14 protein-coding genes are annotated in these 17083 nt (G+C 42.8%); 5 read left to right on the forward strand and 9 right to left on the reverse strand.

All coding sequences use genetic code 11. The features are described from left to right. Positions 1 to 63: 63 nt before the first annotated feature. The 3 genes from GRQ40_RS10410 to GRQ40_RS10420 are packed head-to-tail and all read right to left on the reverse strand — an operon-like array spanning position 64 to position 3624. Positions 64 to 1734 (reverse strand): acyl-CoA dehydrogenase family protein, encoded by a 1671-nt coding sequence (locus GRQ40_RS10410; RefSeq protein WP_159719933.1) that lies wholly within the window; start codon positions 1732 to 1734, stop codon positions 64 to 66. Continuing rightward, positions 1712 to 3241 (reverse strand): class I adenylate-forming enzyme family protein, encoded by a 1530-nt coding sequence (locus GRQ40_RS10415; RefSeq protein WP_159719934.1) that lies wholly within the window; start codon positions 3239 to 3241, stop codon positions 1712 to 1714. The genes GRQ40_RS10410 and GRQ40_RS10415 overlap by 23 nt, the downstream gene beginning before the upstream one ends. After that, a complete protein-coding gene (locus GRQ40_RS10420; protein ID WP_066148640.1) occupies positions 3238 to 3624 on the reverse strand; it encodes a MerR family transcriptional regulator in 387 nt (128 codons plus the stop codon). Before GRQ40_RS10420 ends, GRQ40_RS10415 begins: the two co-directional genes overlap by 4 nt. A 499-nt stretch (positions 3625 to 4123) precedes the next feature. Between GRQ40_RS10420 and GRQ40_RS10425 the strand changes: the two genes are divergently transcribed. Beyond that, positions 4124 to 5002, forward strand: coding sequence for a gluzincin family metallopeptidase (locus tag GRQ40_RS10425; RefSeq protein WP_159719935.1), 879 nt, complete (start codon positions 4124 to 4126; stop codon positions 5000 to 5002). 258 nt (positions 5003 to 5260) lie between these two features. Here GRQ40_RS10425 and GRQ40_RS10430 read toward each other — a convergent pair whose 3' ends face one another. The 3 genes from GRQ40_RS10430 to GRQ40_RS10440 all read right to left on the reverse strand — a co-directional run bounded on the left by GRQ40_RS10430 (position 5261) and on the right by GRQ40_RS10440 (position 7408). Beyond that, positions 5261 to 5653, reverse strand: coding sequence for a hypothetical protein (locus GRQ40_RS10430; RefSeq protein WP_159719936.1), 393 nt, complete (start codon positions 5651 to 5653; stop codon positions 5261 to 5263). Between the two features lie 344 nt (positions 5654 to 5997). Beyond that, positions 5998 to 6738 (reverse strand): SDR family NAD(P)-dependent oxidoreductase, encoded by a 741-nt coding sequence (locus GRQ40_RS10435; RefSeq protein WP_066148638.1) that lies wholly within the window; start codon positions 6736 to 6738, stop codon positions 5998 to 6000. Between the two features lie 70 nt (positions 6739 to 6808). Continuing rightward, positions 6809 to 7408, reverse strand: a complete 600-nt coding sequence (locus tag GRQ40_RS10440; protein WP_066148633.1) for a dienelactone hydrolase family protein — start codon at positions 7406 to 7408, stop codon at positions 6809 to 6811. A 483-nt stretch (positions 7409 to 7891) separates the two neighbouring features. Here GRQ40_RS10440 and GRQ40_RS10445 point away from each other — a divergent pair, with 483 nt between their 5' ends. Continuing rightward, on the forward strand, positions 7892 to 8458 hold the full coding sequence (locus GRQ40_RS10445; RefSeq protein WP_066148630.1) for a dihydrofolate reductase family protein: 567 nt from the start codon (positions 7892 to 7894) through the stop codon (positions 8456 to 8458). A 216-nt stretch (positions 8459 to 8674) separates the two neighbouring features. Here the strand turns inward: GRQ40_RS10445 and GRQ40_RS10450 are convergent, their stop codons facing one another. After that, a complete protein-coding gene (locus tag GRQ40_RS10450; protein WP_066148732.1) occupies positions 8675 to 10663 on the reverse strand; it encodes an acetoacetate--CoA ligase in 1989 nt (662 codons plus the stop codon). Between the two features lie 522 nt (positions 10664 to 11185). Here GRQ40_RS10450 and GRQ40_RS10455 point away from each other — a divergent pair. Genes GRQ40_RS10455 through GRQ40_RS10465 form a run of 3 tightly spaced genes read left to right on the forward strand, consistent with a single transcriptional unit; the run spans position 11186 to position 13533 of the window. Continuing rightward, on the forward strand, positions 11186 to 11446 hold the full coding sequence (locus tag GRQ40_RS10455) for a FeoA family protein (protein WP_044746441.1): 261 nt from the start codon (positions 11186 to 11188) through the stop codon (positions 11444 to 11446). Further along, positions 11430 to 12170, forward strand: a complete 741-nt coding sequence (locus GRQ40_RS10460; RefSeq protein ID WP_066148628.1) for a FeoB small GTPase domain-containing protein — start codon at positions 11430 to 11432, stop codon at positions 12168 to 12170. Before GRQ40_RS10455 ends, GRQ40_RS10460 begins: the two co-directional genes overlap by 17 nt. Further along, positions 12139 to 13533, forward strand: a complete 1395-nt coding sequence (locus GRQ40_RS10465; protein WP_066148626.1) for a nucleoside recognition domain-containing protein — start codon at positions 12139 to 12141, stop codon at positions 13531 to 13533. The genes GRQ40_RS10460 and GRQ40_RS10465 overlap by 32 nt, the downstream gene beginning before the upstream one ends. A gap of 44 nt (positions 13534 to 13577) precedes the next feature. On the opposite strand, the gene GRQ40_RS10470 is transcribed toward GRQ40_RS10465, so the two are convergent. Next, positions 13578 to 14201 carry a histidine phosphatase family protein gene (locus GRQ40_RS10470; RefSeq protein ID WP_159719937.1) on the reverse strand — a complete coding sequence of 208 codons (624 nt, stop codon included), beginning with the start codon at positions 14199 to 14201 and terminating at the stop codon, positions 13578 to 13580. Between the two features lie 296 nt (positions 14202 to 14497). Beyond that, complete coding sequence (locus GRQ40_RS10475; RefSeq protein WP_159719938.1) at positions 14498 to 16498, reverse strand: putative bifunctional diguanylate cyclase/phosphodiesterase; 2001 nt, start codon at positions 16496 to 16498, stop codon at positions 14498 to 14500. Positions 16499 to 17083 lie beyond the last annotated feature (585 nt).

The raw sequence follows: 17083 nt of genomic DNA on the forward strand, positions 1-17083 counted from the left end.
CGCTCTCTTCAATCTTTCCATAAAAAAATAAAAGCTGGCATACGCCAGCTTCTTTTGATCCTCTTATACTCTCATCTTCTTATTTCTATTTACCAGCAAATCGAAACAATGGACCGCAATCATCTCATAATCCAGTAAATGCTGAGGCCAAATGTGCTGCAAAAAGAGGCGGGCAATCATTTCGCTTCGTTCGCTTTCCGAAGCGTTTTTCAATGCCGTCACGCTTAAATAAAGATCGCACAAACGATTGGCTATTTTTTTCGCGTGGTATGTTTGCGCATGTTCCGGCATCTCTTGCAGCCTTGGCAATGACTCCATCAGCTCATCCAATCCGCTTTCCACCGGCTTCGCCAACGGGCGAAGATGTCCGGGAAGCGCCGCCAACTGCTCGCGCATCTTGTCGTTAAAGCGTTCCTCAATGCGATGCTTTCGGATGAGCCGCAATACTTCCAAGCTCAAAATATTAGCGGTGCCTTCCCAAACCGTCAGCACTTGTGCGTCACGAAGAAGCCTTGGAGTGACAAAATCTTCGATATAACCATTGCCGCCGTGCATCTCAATCGCTTCGTGCGCAAAAGCGATCGCCTCTTCAGCGGTGCGCATTTTCAAAATGGCAATCAATAGCCGATTCCACGCTTTTTCTGCTTCCGTTGCCTGCTCTGGCGCTTGCATAATGCGATCAAATAATGCAATCAGCTCAAAACAAGCACTTGTCTGTACTTCTTGGCGCGCCGTCAAGTGAGCCAACGTTTCTCTCACCATCGGGTACGAGGTCAATGTTTGCCCAAAAGCCGATCGTTCCTCTGCATACTGTACCGCTTCATCAAGCGCCCGCTTCATAATGCCGATGGAAGCAACCGCATTGCAGACACGCGATAAATTGAGCGCTTCCATCATATAATAAAAGCCTTTTGTCGGATCGCCCACAACATAAGCTTTCGCACCGTCAAACACCACTTCCGCTGATGGAACGGCCCGCACTCCAAGCTTATCTTTCAATCGGCGAATTTGAATGCCGTTGAGCGCTCCATCGTCCGTGCGCCACGGCACAAGAAACAAGCTAAGTCCTTTTGTTCCCGGTCCGCTGCCCTCGATGCGCGCTAATACCATGGCTACGCCGCACATGCCAGCATTGCTCGCAAAGTATTTTTCACCATAAATTTTATAATGATCGCCGCAAGGAACCGCCTTCACCTCATTCGCTCCAACATCCGATCCTCCTTGCCGCTCTGTCAAAAAGGTGGCTCCCTCATATCGTTCGACTTCTCCTGTTGAAATGACATGTGGCAAATATTTATTTTTCAGCTCTTGATCCGCAAAATGCTCCAATAAATAGGCCGTTGCCATTGTCAACGTGACCGGGCAATAAAAACCCGGTTCTACCTGTGATAACAAATAACCTTGCGCGTAAGAGTAAATATAGTTGCCTTTTCGGCCAAGCTCTGGAATAGTTTTATGAACATAGCCGACGATTCCAGATTCATATGTTTGCTTTACCGTCTGACGGTAGCCTTCGTTGACCCACACCTCCGATACATCATTTCCAAAGCGATCATATTTGATCAACCTCGGCTGCCCTTCACGATCGGTATGGACGGCCCTTTTATCAAATTCCGTCATACAAAGCTGCCAAAACTTCTCCAGCTCTTTCTCTGCATAGCCATATAATTCTGGATCTAAATATTTTTTTAAATTCGCCAGTAAATTTGGATCAGCTTCGTGCAGCTGCTTCATCGCCCATCCCCCTTAAGACTTGCTTTAATATTTTTCCCGTCGCATTGCGCGGCAGTTCATCAATCTGTTCATATAAGCGCGGAATTTTATAATCAGCAAGCTTCCCTGATAGAAAACGCTTACAACGATCTGCGAGTGAATCGATCGGTTTTGCCCCAACAATAAAAGCCTTTACCGTTTCCCCCCATTCCGGATGCGGCACTCCAACAACAGCGACATCTATAATGTCGGGATGGGTTCGCAACACGTCTTCCACTTCCTTCGGATAGACGTTGACACCGCCGGAAATAATCATATCTTTTTTACGGTCCACAATCCAAATATAACCGTCCTCATCACGACGAGCCAAATCTCCCGTATAAAGCCAGCCGTTTTTTAATGTTTCTCCTGTTTTTTCTTCGTCTTTATAGTATCTTTTCATCGTTCCTTCGCCGGCGAGCACAATTTCTCCAATTTCACCCGCTGGCACTTCACGTCCCTGCTCATCGACAATTTTCACTTCGCAGTTGAGCGCAGCGAATTTACCGACGCTGCCCGCTTTGTGAGCATGTTCCTCCGGCGACAAGTACGTGCCGTTCGGACCGGCTTCTGTTAAGCCGTATAAGCACATGAGGCGGTCGGTGCGAAACTGTTTGGCGACCAATCGCACTTCTTCAGCTGACAGCGGCGCTCCGCCATATGTCCAATATTGAACGGAAGAGAGATCATGCTGATGAAGGAGCGGGTGCTTAGCCGCAAGCAGATAAGCGACAGGGGCTCCGAAAAAGTGGGTAATGCGGTGCTGTTCGACAAGCTGAAACAATGCTTCTGGGGAAAACGAAGGTGATAATATATGGGTGGCCCCAACATACATGCCGCCAATAAAAAATAAATGAAGCGGAGCGGAGTGACTGAGCGGCATCATATGCAACAAGCGGCTGTCTTTATCCATTTTCGTTTCCAGCGCCATCATGACAGCGACAGATAAAATATTGCGGTACGTAAATAAGACGCCTTTGGGCCTCCCTGTCGTGCCGGATGTATATAAAATCGTCGCTTCATCGTCTTCTTGAAGCGGGCAGGCAATCGAATTCGCGCTGCCATCATGAATGAGCTGCGCGAGCGACCGCCAGCCGTCTTTCGCCTCGCCGGTTTTGATCCATAGAAGATCGAAATCGCCAGCAAGCGGCGCCAGCGCTTCATAAATCCAATCATGAGCGATGACCGCTTTCGCTTCGCTATGCTCGACAATATAGCGCACTTCTTCAGCCGTCAGCCGGGCGTTGACCGGAACGGCAATCGCGCCGAGGCGCAAAACCGCAAAGTAGGCATACACAAATTCTTTCGTGTTTGGCATATACAAAACGACTTTATCCCCCCGCTTCAGCCCGAGCCTTTGCAGCGACGAAGCGAGGCGATTGACCGTCTCATCCACTTGCCTGTATGAAAGAACCGCGTCTCCATCAATGATCGCGATTTTTTCCGGAAATTTGCGCGCATTTCGCGCCAAGAGTTCAGAAATGTTCATTCACTTCCCTCCAATTCTTCTAATCTTGTTTTAAAGTCTTCTAAAATCGTTTCCATTTCATGTTTCAGCTGCAGCCAATCATCGATCCGCTCTTTCACCTCCTTCAGCTTCTGCTCACCATATTCAATCGTTTTTTCAAGCTGCTTCCGTCCGGTGCGATCTTTGTCAAAAAGCGAAATCATTTCATGAATTTCCTCAAGCGAGAAGCCAAACCGCTTGCCGCGCAAAATAAGCTTTAACACAGCCCGATCCTTTTTCGTGTACAAGCGCTGGCCCGACTCGGTGCGGATCGGTACAATGAGCCCGCGCTCTTCATAATAACGAATCGTCCGCGTGCTGATGTCAAATTCCTGCGACAGCTGGGAGATGGTATAGAAATTCATCGAGTTCACCTATATTTTTTATTTTTCTGAATTTTATTTTAATTTACGTTAACGTAAAAGTCAATTCACTTTTGGTAGAATACATGTTCAAGCGCATATGGTCCTATACTCTTGTTAGGAAGAGGTGCTTCATAGATCAGCGATACTTTTGCTGAGATTAGTAATGATACATTAGCTTTAGCGTGGTTTTTACACAGCCAATGCGAACGTAATAAATAGCCCATCCAATGCATTTCTCCCGTCTTCACATCGTTTTAAGGTGAAAGGTTTTTGGGTGGGCTTGTTGTATCGTCTATTCCATCATTTCGAGCATGATGTTTGGATCATGATTGGCAATGACTTGAATGCCATTTTCTCTTTCAGAAAAGTCTTTTCACCATTGCAACGACTGAGAGGCCGACTTTTTAGAAATAATTAGATTTTTTACAATTATGAAGAAAAAATCCAACAAATTTTCTATAATTAAAATTGATTAATATATTACATGAGGTGAAATAATATGAGGTTAATTTATCGATTCTTCTTATTTTTCATCATTCTCTTTGCCACAGCTTGTTCAAATGAAAAGCCCACCATAACAAAACCTTTGGATAAAAGAAATCATGAAAATACTATTATAACTAGAGAATTTTACACGAATGACGGAAAAACAAAGTTTATTATTGACAATAAAGCTCAATTGAATGATCACCGCTTAGATCAGATCGACCATGAAATTCAAACGTTTTATTATGAAATTACTCACCATTATAAAAACCCTCATTACGATTGGGAAAAAACGATCAAAATAGTATTAAGAAGTGAAAATGATATTAGTTTTGCAAAGAAAAACGAGATGGTTTTATATAACACTTTAGGTGATCATTATCTTTTACCCCACGAACTAACCCATACTTTATTAGGATTTGGCGACTTCAAGCAAAACGAGTTCAATGCACAATATGGATATCTCACGCAGGAAGGCTTGGCCGTATATTTGCAGGAAAAATTCAGTCCAGAAAAAATCGTTTTTCCTACTAATGGTTTAGAAATTCACAGTATTATGAAATATATCATTGCCGAAAAACAAAATATCCCTTTAAAAGAACTTGCTTCAAATAGCACTTGTTATAAATATTTTAACTCTCCGAATCAAGGAAACGCTGATCAACTTCTGTGGAAAAGCTATATTCATTCGGGCTCCTTTGTGAAATATTTGATTGAGCGATACGGCAAAAATAAATTTCTCCAAGTTTATAACACCCCTGATTTTATAAGCAAAGTCAATCAAATTTATAACAAAAGTTTAGAAGAACTTGAAAAGGAATGGATTTCGTATATTCGGCAAAATGTTAAGGACCTTGATATACAGCAAAGAGGCAAATTATTATTCCCGTAATTTTATTCTTCAATGAAAACGATGGCGAGCGACATTTTTATGCAATACGAACTGAATAAGGACAGTATCAGTTCTAACACCTCGCCGCTGCTAAAAATAACGTGAAAAAGAGCTGGCGGTGCTGTCCCTTTTTCACCTATCCACCTCTAAACAGCGTGTTGGTGAGAGACATTCATAAAACGTTACTATCGCATAATATTCTATTAGGATAAGTGTGTCCTACGTCATCGATGCCGAATCTGTGACATAGAATCTCTCTTACTCGAGTTTGGTCCGTTGGAACGACTCATGAAGCTGTGCCAATACGTCTGGATTCCACTCACGATCAGATTGGTTTCCATCATGGATAGCTTCATAAATCAGAAGGTAGTCCCCGTTACCGATTAAACGGAATTGAATTTGCTTCGCTCCGATTCGGTCACGGCTATCGAATACTTCACTTGATTCCGTACAAGCGCCATATAGCGACATACTCGTAGTGCCTCCATGAAACAACACCTTGAGTGGAATGTTTTCACGTTCGCATGTTTGAAGGAGAAACGCTGTTTCATGAATATCGTCGACTTCATACAGACGATCTAAATGACGCACAATGGCATCATCGTTGAACAAGAGAAGGGGGCATATCTTCGCAAATAAGTTTTGCGGCATCGATTTCATGGATCCATTGTTTCAAATGGGCAAGGACTTGCCGCCTACTAAAAATATCTCATGCTATGTTTTGCCTACAAAAAATCGGGCAACTTTCTCCTCTTTTCAATTTGAACCTGATTTTTACATAAACGATGACAAAATGGGTTCGATGCTTTGCCACTCAAAAAGATTGGGGGAATTGTATATGAATACCGCTTTGCCCATAATCGATATTCAAAACGGCTATTTTCTAAATGGAAATTTTAACGCTTAGTAAGAAAAGGACATTACAGAGAAAATGTAATGCCCTTTTTATTATTTCCTACAAATAAAAGGATTGTAACCATGCCGACAACATTCTGCTACTCCACATATATCATTTTCCGCGTCATCCCGCCATCGACGACCAATTGAATCCCCGTGACAAAATGGTTGTCTGGATTTGTCAAATATAAGCAAGCGCGGGCGATATCGTCCGGTTTCCCGACTCGGCCGGATGGATGCTGGGCGTGGTCTTCATCGCGCAGCTGTTCATAATCACCCGTTTCGATCCATCCAGGACAAATCGCATTAACCGTGATACGATCCGGTCCAAGCGAAACGGCCAAAGCGTGCGTCAATGATAAAATACCGCCTTTGGAAGCCGCGTACGCCTCCGAGTTCGCTTCCGACATGAGCGCCCGCGTCGAAGAAATGTTCACGATCGCCCCGCCGCCATGCGTTCGCATCATTTTTGCTGCTTCACGCGAACAAAGGAACGTGCCGCGCAAATTCGTGTGGATAACATCATCCCACTGTTCGACGGTTAAATCATACGGCGAAACGAAAATGCCAAATCCGGCATTATTGATGAGCACATCCATTCGGCCAAACGATTCCCTGATTTGCTCAAACATCTTCACAATCTCATCCGGAACACTTAAATTGCACACGTATGGATGAACATCATACTTTTGCGCTTGCAGTCTGCTTGTGACCACTTCCACTTCTTTCGCTTTATCGACAGCAACAACCGTTGCACCTTGCTCCGCGTATGCTTGCAAAAGCGCTCGTCCAATGCCACCTGACGCTCCGGTAATGACGACGACTTTTCCTTGGTACATGCTTTGAATCCCCCTTCTTATTTTAATCATGTACTCCACTGAAACGGTAAATCGTTAAAAATCCTTCTGTTTATTTTTCGCCTGTCCAAATCGTTTCAATGAATTTGAACGACCAATCAAGCGCTCTTTTTTCCGATTCAGGGTGATAAAAACGCGAGAAAGGATTGGCAAACCTGTGTGCGCCTTCCCCCCTCTCGATGTTCACGCCTGATGTGCACGATAATCGTTCTGTCAGCTGATGGACATCAACCGACGCCTCTTGTTCGGCAAACAATAAACGTACAGACATTTTTGGACGCAAATCGGTATAGTCTCGAATTCGGGAACCGTAGTAGCCGATTGCTGCAGCCCCTATCCCATCATATTCAGAACATAACCATGCCACAGTGGCGCCGACGCTGTATCCCCAAAACACGACAGTTTCGTACTTCTTTTTAAGGGTTGCGCTAAATTGTTTCGCCTGTTCAAATCCAATTTCATTTCGACAATATTGATAAGTTTCTTTCTCACCATTGTAATGGAAAGCTTCCCTATTGAGCAAATTAGGGCAATAGACGTCATACCCTTGAGCAGTAATCATTTGCGTTGCATATTTCATATGATCATTGATTCCGTAGATTTCATGGATTAAGACTACAGCAACATTTGAATCGTTACAATGTTTCAACATAAAGTCTTTGTTCCCTCCCTCGAGCGCGCCAAAATGACAAGGACACATTGCCGTTTCTTCGCACCATCCACTTCCATTTCACGGTTCATTATAGGAGATGCTAAAAAATATGTAAACAAAAAATGGAATTTAAAGATAATAAAGACTCTGTTAAAGGTAACTGTTGATATTTGAACCTTCTCTGAACTTTTGATATAATCCGATAGCGACAAATATTCGTATAAAGAACTTAAGTTGAGCAAAGCGCTTAGCAACTTCTTAAAACACATCGACTAATTATCACATACAAAGAAAGAGCAAGTATATCAATAAATTAAACATGTCAAACCTTTATGTTCTGTTGATGGGCGTCTAACTAATGAAACGAGAGAGACTTTTTAGTAACTTCAGTCACTTTTTCAGCAATAAATGCTGTCAATAATGAAATATGGAATTATTAAGGAAGAAGAAACAGTACCCAAATGATAAAAAGGAGGATGAGTTATGTCAAATAACGTAAGACAGAGAAGAATCATTTTAGATTTAGCAGTTACTTTAGATGGTTTTGTTGAAGGGAAAAATGGAGAAGTTGATTGGTGCATCATGGACTCTGAGATGGAGTTTATTAATTTCTTAAACCAAATTGATACTATTTTATATGGAAGAAAAAGCTACGATTTATGGGGACAATTTACCCCAGAAACTACTGATGATGCTGAAAAAGAAATTTGGGAATTAATTCATAGCAAAAAAAAATATGTGTTTTCCAGAACGCAAAAAGAGGCTGATGACAAAGCGATATTCATAAATGATAATATTTTGGAAGAAGTATTAAAACTAAAGAATGAACCTGGTAAAGACATCTGGCTATATGGCGGAGCAAATCTTATTACTACTTTTATCAATTTAGGGCTTATTAATGAATTTAGATTATCTGTCCACCCTGTTATTTTGGGAGAAGGAAAACCCTTATTTATTGATATAAAGCAAAGATTGAATTTAAAACTAGTTAATACAAGAACGTTCTCCTCTGGCGTTGTGCAACTAATTTATCATTGGAATGGTAATTAATAATATGATTCATTCCAATGATAAATTGCCATAAATAGTAATGGTCATTTATTCAACAATTGACGGGTTAGTGCAAGAACAATCGAAAAACTACAATAATAGGTTTCCTTCAGCATTTTGACATTATCAACATGAGCTTTTAACAGAAATGAAATAAAAAACGAGGCCGCTGCCGCAAAGCAACGGCCTCGTTTGCTTCATAGCGAATAATCCCCGTTATCCGTTCAACATCGGGCTCTCCAACTTTTTCGCCAGCTCGACAAAGAACGCAAGCGACTCCGGATTCGCCATCGAACCGACGTTCACCGCCTTTTCAAGCGGAAAGCCTAATAGCACCTTGCGGATCGGAATTTCCATTTTCTTTCCGTTCAGCGTTTTCGGAATTTGTTCCACTTGATAAATTTCATCTGGAATAAATCGCGGTGACACTTTTGTTTTAATAGCCTCCTTCACTTTATGCTTCAATTCCTCATCTAATTTTCTTCCAGGCTGAAGCACAACGAATAGCGGCATAAAGGATTGTCTCCCCATGATCTCCAAGTCAATCACTAAGCTTTCGATCACTCCGTCAACCGTTTCAACCGCCCGATAAATTTCACTTGTTCCCATGCGGACGCCAGCGCGGTTGATCGTGGAATCGGAACGTCCGTAAATGACGCAGCTTCCCTGTTCATCAATTTTAATCCAGTCCCCATGCTTCCAAACTCCCGGATATGTGTCAAAATAGCTTTCCTTATAACGCTTGTAATTTTCATCATTCCAGAAAAACAGCGGCATGGAAGGCATTGGAGCGGTAATGACCAGCTCACCCACCTCATTGATAAGCGGCTGACCATTTTCATCAAACGACTGAACGCTGGCACCGAGCGCTCGGCATTGCAGCATCCCTGCCCGCACAGGCAAAATCGGGGAGCCGCCGACAAACGCGGTGCACACATCGGTTCCGCCGCTGCACGACACTAACCAAACATCTTTTTTAACATGCTCATACACCCAAGCAAATCCTTCGGTCGTCAACGGGGATCCCGTCGAGAGAACCGCTTGTAAATAAGAAAGATCGTACTGCTCTTTTGGGCTGATTCCTAGCTTCATACAAATATTAATAAATGCGGCACTTGTTCCAAAATGAGTGATCTGAGCTTGTTCGGCCAGCTCCCATAAAATGTGGCCATCACGGAACGTAGGGCTTCCGTCATAAAGCACAACCTTGGCTCCTACCAGTAAACCGCCAATTAAAAAATTCCACATCATCCATCCTGTTGTGGTAAACCAGAAAAAGGTGCTGTCAGCCGTCATGTTTTGTTCAATCATCAATATTTTCAAATGCTCCAGCAAAATTCCTCCATGGCCTTGAACGATCGGCTTTGGCAGTCCTGTCGTCCCTGACGAATATAAAATCCATAGCGGATGATCGAACGGAACATGCTCGTATGAAAGCTGGCTCTGTTCCTGAATCAAATCGCTCCATAGCCAAACAGAATCATCTGGCGCTTTTGTTTGTTCATTTAAATATGATACAAGAATCGTCTTCTTGAGCGATGGGAGCTTTTGGCGAAGTTCGTTCATCACATCGCGTTTGTCAAATGATTTCCCATTATATTGGCACCCATCCACCGTGATGAACACGACGGGATCAATTTGCTGGAAACGGTCGATAACGCTGCCGGCGCCAAAATCAGTGGAGCAGCTTGACCAAATGGCGCCAATGCTGGCACACGCCAAAAAGGCGATCACGGTTTCCGGAATATTCGGCATATAAGCAGCCACACGATCGCCGCGTTTGACGCCTAATTTTTTGAGAGCGCTGGCAACTGCCGCTGTTTGCTCCTTTAACTCTTTCCATGTGATCTCGCGTTGTGCGATGTTCTCTGAGCGGAAAATCAGCGCCGTTTTTTCGTCTTGTGCATGACGAAAAACGTGCTCAACATAATTGAGGCGCGCTCCTGGAAACCACTGTGCTCCCGGCATAGCCCGCTTTTCCAACACGCATTGATACGGATGCGAGGATTGCACCCCACAATACTCCCATACTGTCTCCCAAAACTTTTCTAAATGCTCCACCGACCATGTCCATAACTGTTGATGCGTTTGCAGTTTCATTCCCTTTTTTTCTTGCAGCCAATTCATATAGCGATAGATACTCGACTGTTGAATCTGTTCTTCTGTTGGCGTCCATAGTATGGTCCCATCCGTAACCGTTTTCATTTTCGTCCGCGTCAAAACGTGCTGTTTTGCGCAGAATTCACCACCTTTCCCCTTTGTTTCCCAAGCATCTCTTTATTTAAAATTCAGATTATTTTTATAATAACATTTTTTCTAATAGAAGTGTAACTCGAAGATTCGACTTTTCCCCGATTCACCCAACGATTTTCTGTCTTTTTCGACAAACAAGAACTGCCCATCATCACAGGCTCTTAGCTGCCGAACAACAAAAGCAACTTCAAATAAAACGAAGCATCCCTGAAAAGACCATGTTCAGAAACCAACAAACCGTTTTTTCTTTTTCCTTCCATTTTTAGATATCCATAACACCCTATAAAGACCTAAGCGTTATTCGTTTCATCCAAAGAAAAAACAAACGCTGTATCGCTTTCTGCCTCACCTTTATAAAAGAATAACAAACAAAATCATTGACAAAATGACCATCGCTGAATAATATAAAAATAAAAGTTGGTCTAGGGAAAAATTATAATACTAGTACAAATTATTAATGAGGGGGCAACTGTTGTGACCCAAGCAAAACTTGAACGATTATCTGATGCCAAGCCAGGAGAACGGTTTCGAATTATAAAAATCGCAATAGAGGGAACGATGAAGCGAAGATTGCTTGACTTAGGATTCGTACCAGGAAACGAAGTGCTCGTACTGCAGAAAAGTCCACTTGGCGATCCAACCGCTTATCGGGTCAGCCATACAACCATCGCGTTACGAAATGAAGAAAGCTCAAACATTTATGGGGAGAGGATGCGCAATGAGCAACAATCATAATCAATATACAATCGCCTTGGCAGGAAATCCGAACACCGGAAAAAGCACATTATTTAATTTATTAACTGGATTGCGGCAGCATACAGGCAATTGGACAGGAAAAACCGTTGCACATGCGGAAGGCTTTTTCGATTATAAAGGTCAAAGCTACCAGATTACGGATCTTCCCGGAACGTACTCATTATATTCCAATTCGGCTGATGAGGAAGTAGCGCGGGACTTTATCATTTTCGCTAAACCCGATGTTACACTCGTTGTTTTAGATGCCACAGCTCTGGAGCGAAATCTGAATCTCGCGCTTCAAGTATTAGAGATGACAAGTCAAGTGATCGTTTGCGTGAATTTAATGGATGAAGCCAAAAAGAAAGGAATACAAATAGACATCCACAAGCTTTCACAAAAGCTAGGCGTTCCTGTTGTTCCTATTTCTGCACGCAATGAAGAAGGAATTGATCAACTCCTAGATACCATCGATCAAATGGTTCGTGGGGATATTCAAACCAATCCGCTACAAATTTCGTACAATCGCGCAATTGAAGAAAAAATTGAAAAGCTGGTCCCTTTTGTCAAACAGGTGATCGGTGACCACTATCCTGCCCGTTGGATCGCGCTTCGCCTGTTAGATGGGGATATGTCTCTCCTTCAATCGCTACAAAAGGAACCACGGCAATTTCTAAAGGAGGTGCCCCACTATGCGTGCAACTGCTCCACTAAATCCATTTGAGGAGTTAATGAGCCGGGCACAAAGCTTGACAGATAGCGATACGCGTGAGCAGATCGTTTCCGCCCTTTTTCAAACGTCACAGGCGATCTGCCGAGAATCCGTTCACTATACTAAACAAAAGAAGCATGATGAGACCGAGAAACTAGATCGTGTGCTCACCTCGAAAATATGGGGATTTCCCATCATGCTGGCCATGCTTGCGATCGTCATTTATATTACGGTAGCCGGCGCCAATGTTCCTTCAAGTATGCTGGCAAACTTTTTTAATTGGCTTGAAGGCTATATTGGTCTTGTTTTTAAACAGCTGCACGCTCCAGACTGGCTTTATGGAATTCTCGTATTAGGTCTATACCGCGGAACCGCTTGGGTGGTGAGTGTTATGCTGCCGCCAATGGCGATATTCTTTCCGATTTTTGCTTTGTTAGAAAACTATGGGTACCTTCCGCGAGTAGCCTTTAATATGGATCGTCTCTTTAAAAAATCAGGAGCGCACGGAAAACAATCTCTCACTATGGCGATGGGCTTTGGCTGCAACGCCGCTGCCATTATGTCGACACGCATTATTGAATCGCCGCGTGAACGTATGCTGGCTATCTTAACCAACAATTTTGTCCCTTGTAACGGACGATGGCCAACGCTCATTTTACTCGCTTCTCTATTTATGGCGGCAGGCTATACAGGCGGATGGAAAACATTTGTTACCGCAGGAGTCGTCGTCGCCATGGTTCTGTTTGGAATTATTGTCACGCTCACCGTCTCATGGATTTTATCTAAAACCGCATTGCGCGGCGTGCCGACTCATTATACACTTGAGCTTCCGCCTTATCGTCGGCCTAAAATATGGGATACCATTATTCGTGCTACATTAGATAAGTCCGTGTATGTGCTAAAACGTGCGGTTGCTGTCGCTGCTCCAGCCGGTGTGTTAACATGGATATTGGCGAACATTCACATTGGTGACACGACCATTCTGACTTACATTACGGATTGGCTTGATCCATTTGCACGTGAACTTGGGCTTGATGGCTATATTTTAATGGCTTTCATTTTGGGTCTTCCAGCTAACGAAATTGTGATGCCTATTTTGCTCATGGGATATTTATCAACAGGGGCATTAACAGAAGTCGATGATCTTCATTCGTTAAAGCAAATTTTCCTTGATCACGGCTGGACATGGCTGACCGCATTAAATATGATGTTATTTTCTTTACTTCACTATCCATGCGGCACAACATTGATTAATATTTATAAAGAAACAAAAAGCAAAAAATGGACGCTGCTCGCCTTTTTGATTCCAACGAGTATCGCGATTGCCGTTACCTTTTTAACCACTCACATCGTGCAATGGTTTGATCTTCTATAAGAAAAAATGTCCCGCCTTCTTTCGATAATAGGCGGGACATTTCATTATACATGCTTGACTTCCTCGATATGCGACGCATCACCTTCACTAAGCAATATCATCGCTCCATTCTCCACTTGAATCGTTGTTACACTCGTACCATAAATGTACGGTGGATCCCAAAGCCGCTCAAGCGGCGCATTTTTTAAAAGAGTCGTCAACGCTTTTAAAACCACCGCATGGGTGACAATTAAAATATCGCCTGACGCGTGGCGTTCAATAATGCTTTCTAACGCCGCAAAGGCGCGTTGCTGCACATCGCTAAACTCCTCACCGCGCGCCGGCTGATATACATGAGGCTCATTCCAAAAATGGTGAAACCGCACAGCATCAAATTGCTGAATCTCTTCATGTGTCTTTCCTTCCCAATCACCTAGATGGATTTCTCGCCATCTTTCATCTTCATACATAGGAATCAAACGTTCGCCGCGAATGAGTTTGGCTGTTTCAAGAGCCCGTCCGCTTGTACTTGTATAAATCGCTGTTAAATCAATCTTCTCCATTCTTTTTCCAAGACGAAGCGCATCCTCTCTCCCTTTCTTCGTCAATGGCGAATCATTCCAGCCTTGCAATCGTTTTTCCATGTTCCATTCCGTTTCTCCATGTCTTGTGATGTATAATGTCAACATGCTCCTTCTCCTCCGTCTCTCGAAAATCCCCTAGCCAACCACGGCTCGGGTATCCGTTCTCTAGCGCTATCTTTTTTACTTCTTGATCCACGTAAATATTCCTTTTTCTTTACAGGCGCCCTTGGCTGAATGAAGTTGATCACCACCGGAAGGATGAACATTCTCCTTGCTCGAATCGATCGATTCACCTTCATAAATACATGAGTAGAGTATTGGTGGCCATTCCCGCCTACATGTCATTTCCAAGCGAGCGGCTTCCCCTTGGATAGGTTACAACAAAAAACCCCTCTCTTCGCTTAGAGGGGGCGATTGGTTTGAAAGGCCGTTTTGTTATAGTCCGCGAGCCATTTTTGCAGTTTTTCCGCCTCCAATGATTTACTGAAATAAAACCCTTGTGCAAAGTCACAATCCATTTGTTGCAAAAGCAAAAGCTGGTTATTTGTTTCCACACCTTCTGCGAGCACCTGAATATCAAGGCTTTTCGCCAAATGAATAATCGTATCAACAATGGTGGCATCTTTAGAATTGTCCGCGATCCCTTGGATAAAGCTGCGATCAATTTTTAAAAGCGACACTGGCAAGTTACGGATGTAGGCAAGTGAGGAAAAGCCTGTTCCAAAATCATCGATCGCCACTTGCACGCCAATATTTTTTAACTCAGTCAAAATATGCTTTCCTGTTTCAATATTTTCCATCAATCCGCTTTCTGTCACTTCTAAAATTAAATGCTCCGGCGCAAAATCTGTTGCCTTTAAAATATAGGTAACATGTCCGATCAGTTCCTTACGGTTCAATAAAAAAGGAGATAAATTTACAGCCAGCTTCAAATGATGAAAATGCTGCTGCCATTGCTTCACTTGACGGCATGCTTGCTCTAGAACCCATAATGTAATTTCGAAAATAAATCCACTTTGTTCTGCCAGCGGAATGAACTCCAACGGCGGGATTTCACCCAAGGATGGATGCCGCCATCTGAGCAGCGTTTCCACCCCCATCGCCGTCCCGCTCCCAAGCTCAATTTTCGGCTGATAGCATAAATAAAACTGCTCCCGCAAAATGGCAAACGGGAGATCCCGCTCAATGATAGTCGCTCGATTTTGGACAGGCTGGTAAAAATAATAACCGTTCTTGCCACGCTTTTTCACGTAGCTAAGGGCTTGATCGGCATATTTCATTAATTCGTTGGCATCCACCGCGTCCGTTGGAAAAAAAGAAATACCGACAGAAAGCGTCGACTGAATCATTTGTTTTTCATAATGAAACGGCTGATGGAAAGCGCAAATCAGCTGATCCACGAATTGAGACACTGCTTCTTTCGTCATGTCAGGTAATAGCAAGACAAACTCATCGCCGCCAATTCGAGCAAAAAAGTCAGCGGTGCGCAATGCGTTTCTTACTCTTTTAACCGCTTCTTTTAAAAAGTAATCTCCTGCTTGATGAGAAAAATGATCGTTAATCCATTTTAACTTGTCAAAATCAAGATAGCATAAGGCGAACGTTTTCTGCTGTTCGATCAACTGCCAAATATATTTTTCAAAATATCTTCGATTGGCAATGCCTGTCAGCGGATCGAAATAGGTAAGCTGATAAAGTTTATCCTCGTATTGTTTTCGCTCATTAATATTTTTGGTAGAGATAATAAACCAATGAAAAGGTTGATTTTCATTCGCAACAAACCGTCCATAACCTTGCATCCAAACCCATTCACCATGCCTGTTTCTCTTGCGAAACTCTACCGATTGTTCTTCCTTCGTTTCATATAATCTTTCCCATTTTTGACGCAGCGCTGCTACATCTTCTGGATGTACATGACGGGAGAAAACAGCTTCCATATCCATGTACTCCGCAGAAGCTTCAAATATATGAAACCATGAACAATATAATATTTTTCCTTCAAGGGAAAGAATCAAAAGATCATCAAACGAATGTTCCGCAATCATCCGTAGTTGCTGTTTACTTTCCTGCAATGCCGCTTCCATTCGCAAGAGCTCCATGCGATCGCGCAACACGCACAAGATGGCGCAATCGGTTTCACTTTGGATCGGAAGAAACGATGCGCTGACTGTGACACATCCTCCGTCCGCTTTTTGAACATCCCGTTTTTCATAGTGAACAGCCTCGCCACAACGAACTTTTTCCATATCTTCTAACGAAAAGCCTAGTGCTTGAATATTTCCTGCTTCTTTCCCTATTAGAGATTGAAAAGCCGGATTCATATGTATAATACGCCCATTTGGATCAATGAGGGCAATAGACTCTACAAAATGTTGAAAAAAAGTGGAAAATTTATCTTCCATATGAATAATGACCTCTCCAGTATATTTTTTGCTCTTCCAACAGAAAGTCGCCCTCTTGCTTATCATTTTTTTATGATTCTTACACTTTCATTTTTACTAATATAACAACAAAAATCAACAAAATGAACCCATTTTTTTCGAAAAACGAAGAAAAATTTCCTAAGCTTCAGGCTGTAGATAAAGTTCATGATGACGTTGTCTGCATATTATCGATTCACGGTCATGTCTTCAGCTTGAAAACGCCTAGCAGACAAGGACAACGAAGCCAAACGGGTCCATTGGCGCAGGATGAAAGCGCCTATCACCAATCTGGCTAAACGTATTTCTCTTGTAAAGATACAATCATAGACCGCTATTTTCTCTATAAACCTGTTTTATAACACGATAAACGATCGTTTTGAGCAAAGAAAAAACTTGTTACAACACTCTTCCAACTACAGTTTTTTTTTACAGATGCCATTCCTTTCATTTTTTTGTTGTATTTCATATATTAGGATACAAAACATTCGTTCTAGGGCAAGCAAGTGATAACCCGATTTCAACCGTCAGAGAACCGAAGAACACATGAATCAAAACGATAAATAA

The sequence above is a fragment of the Anoxybacillus sp. PDR2 genome, assembly GCF_009834045.1.
In the GTDB taxonomy this organism is placed as follows: domain Bacteria; phylum Bacillota; class Bacilli; order Bacillales; family Anoxybacillaceae; genus Anoxybacteroides; species Anoxybacteroides rupiense.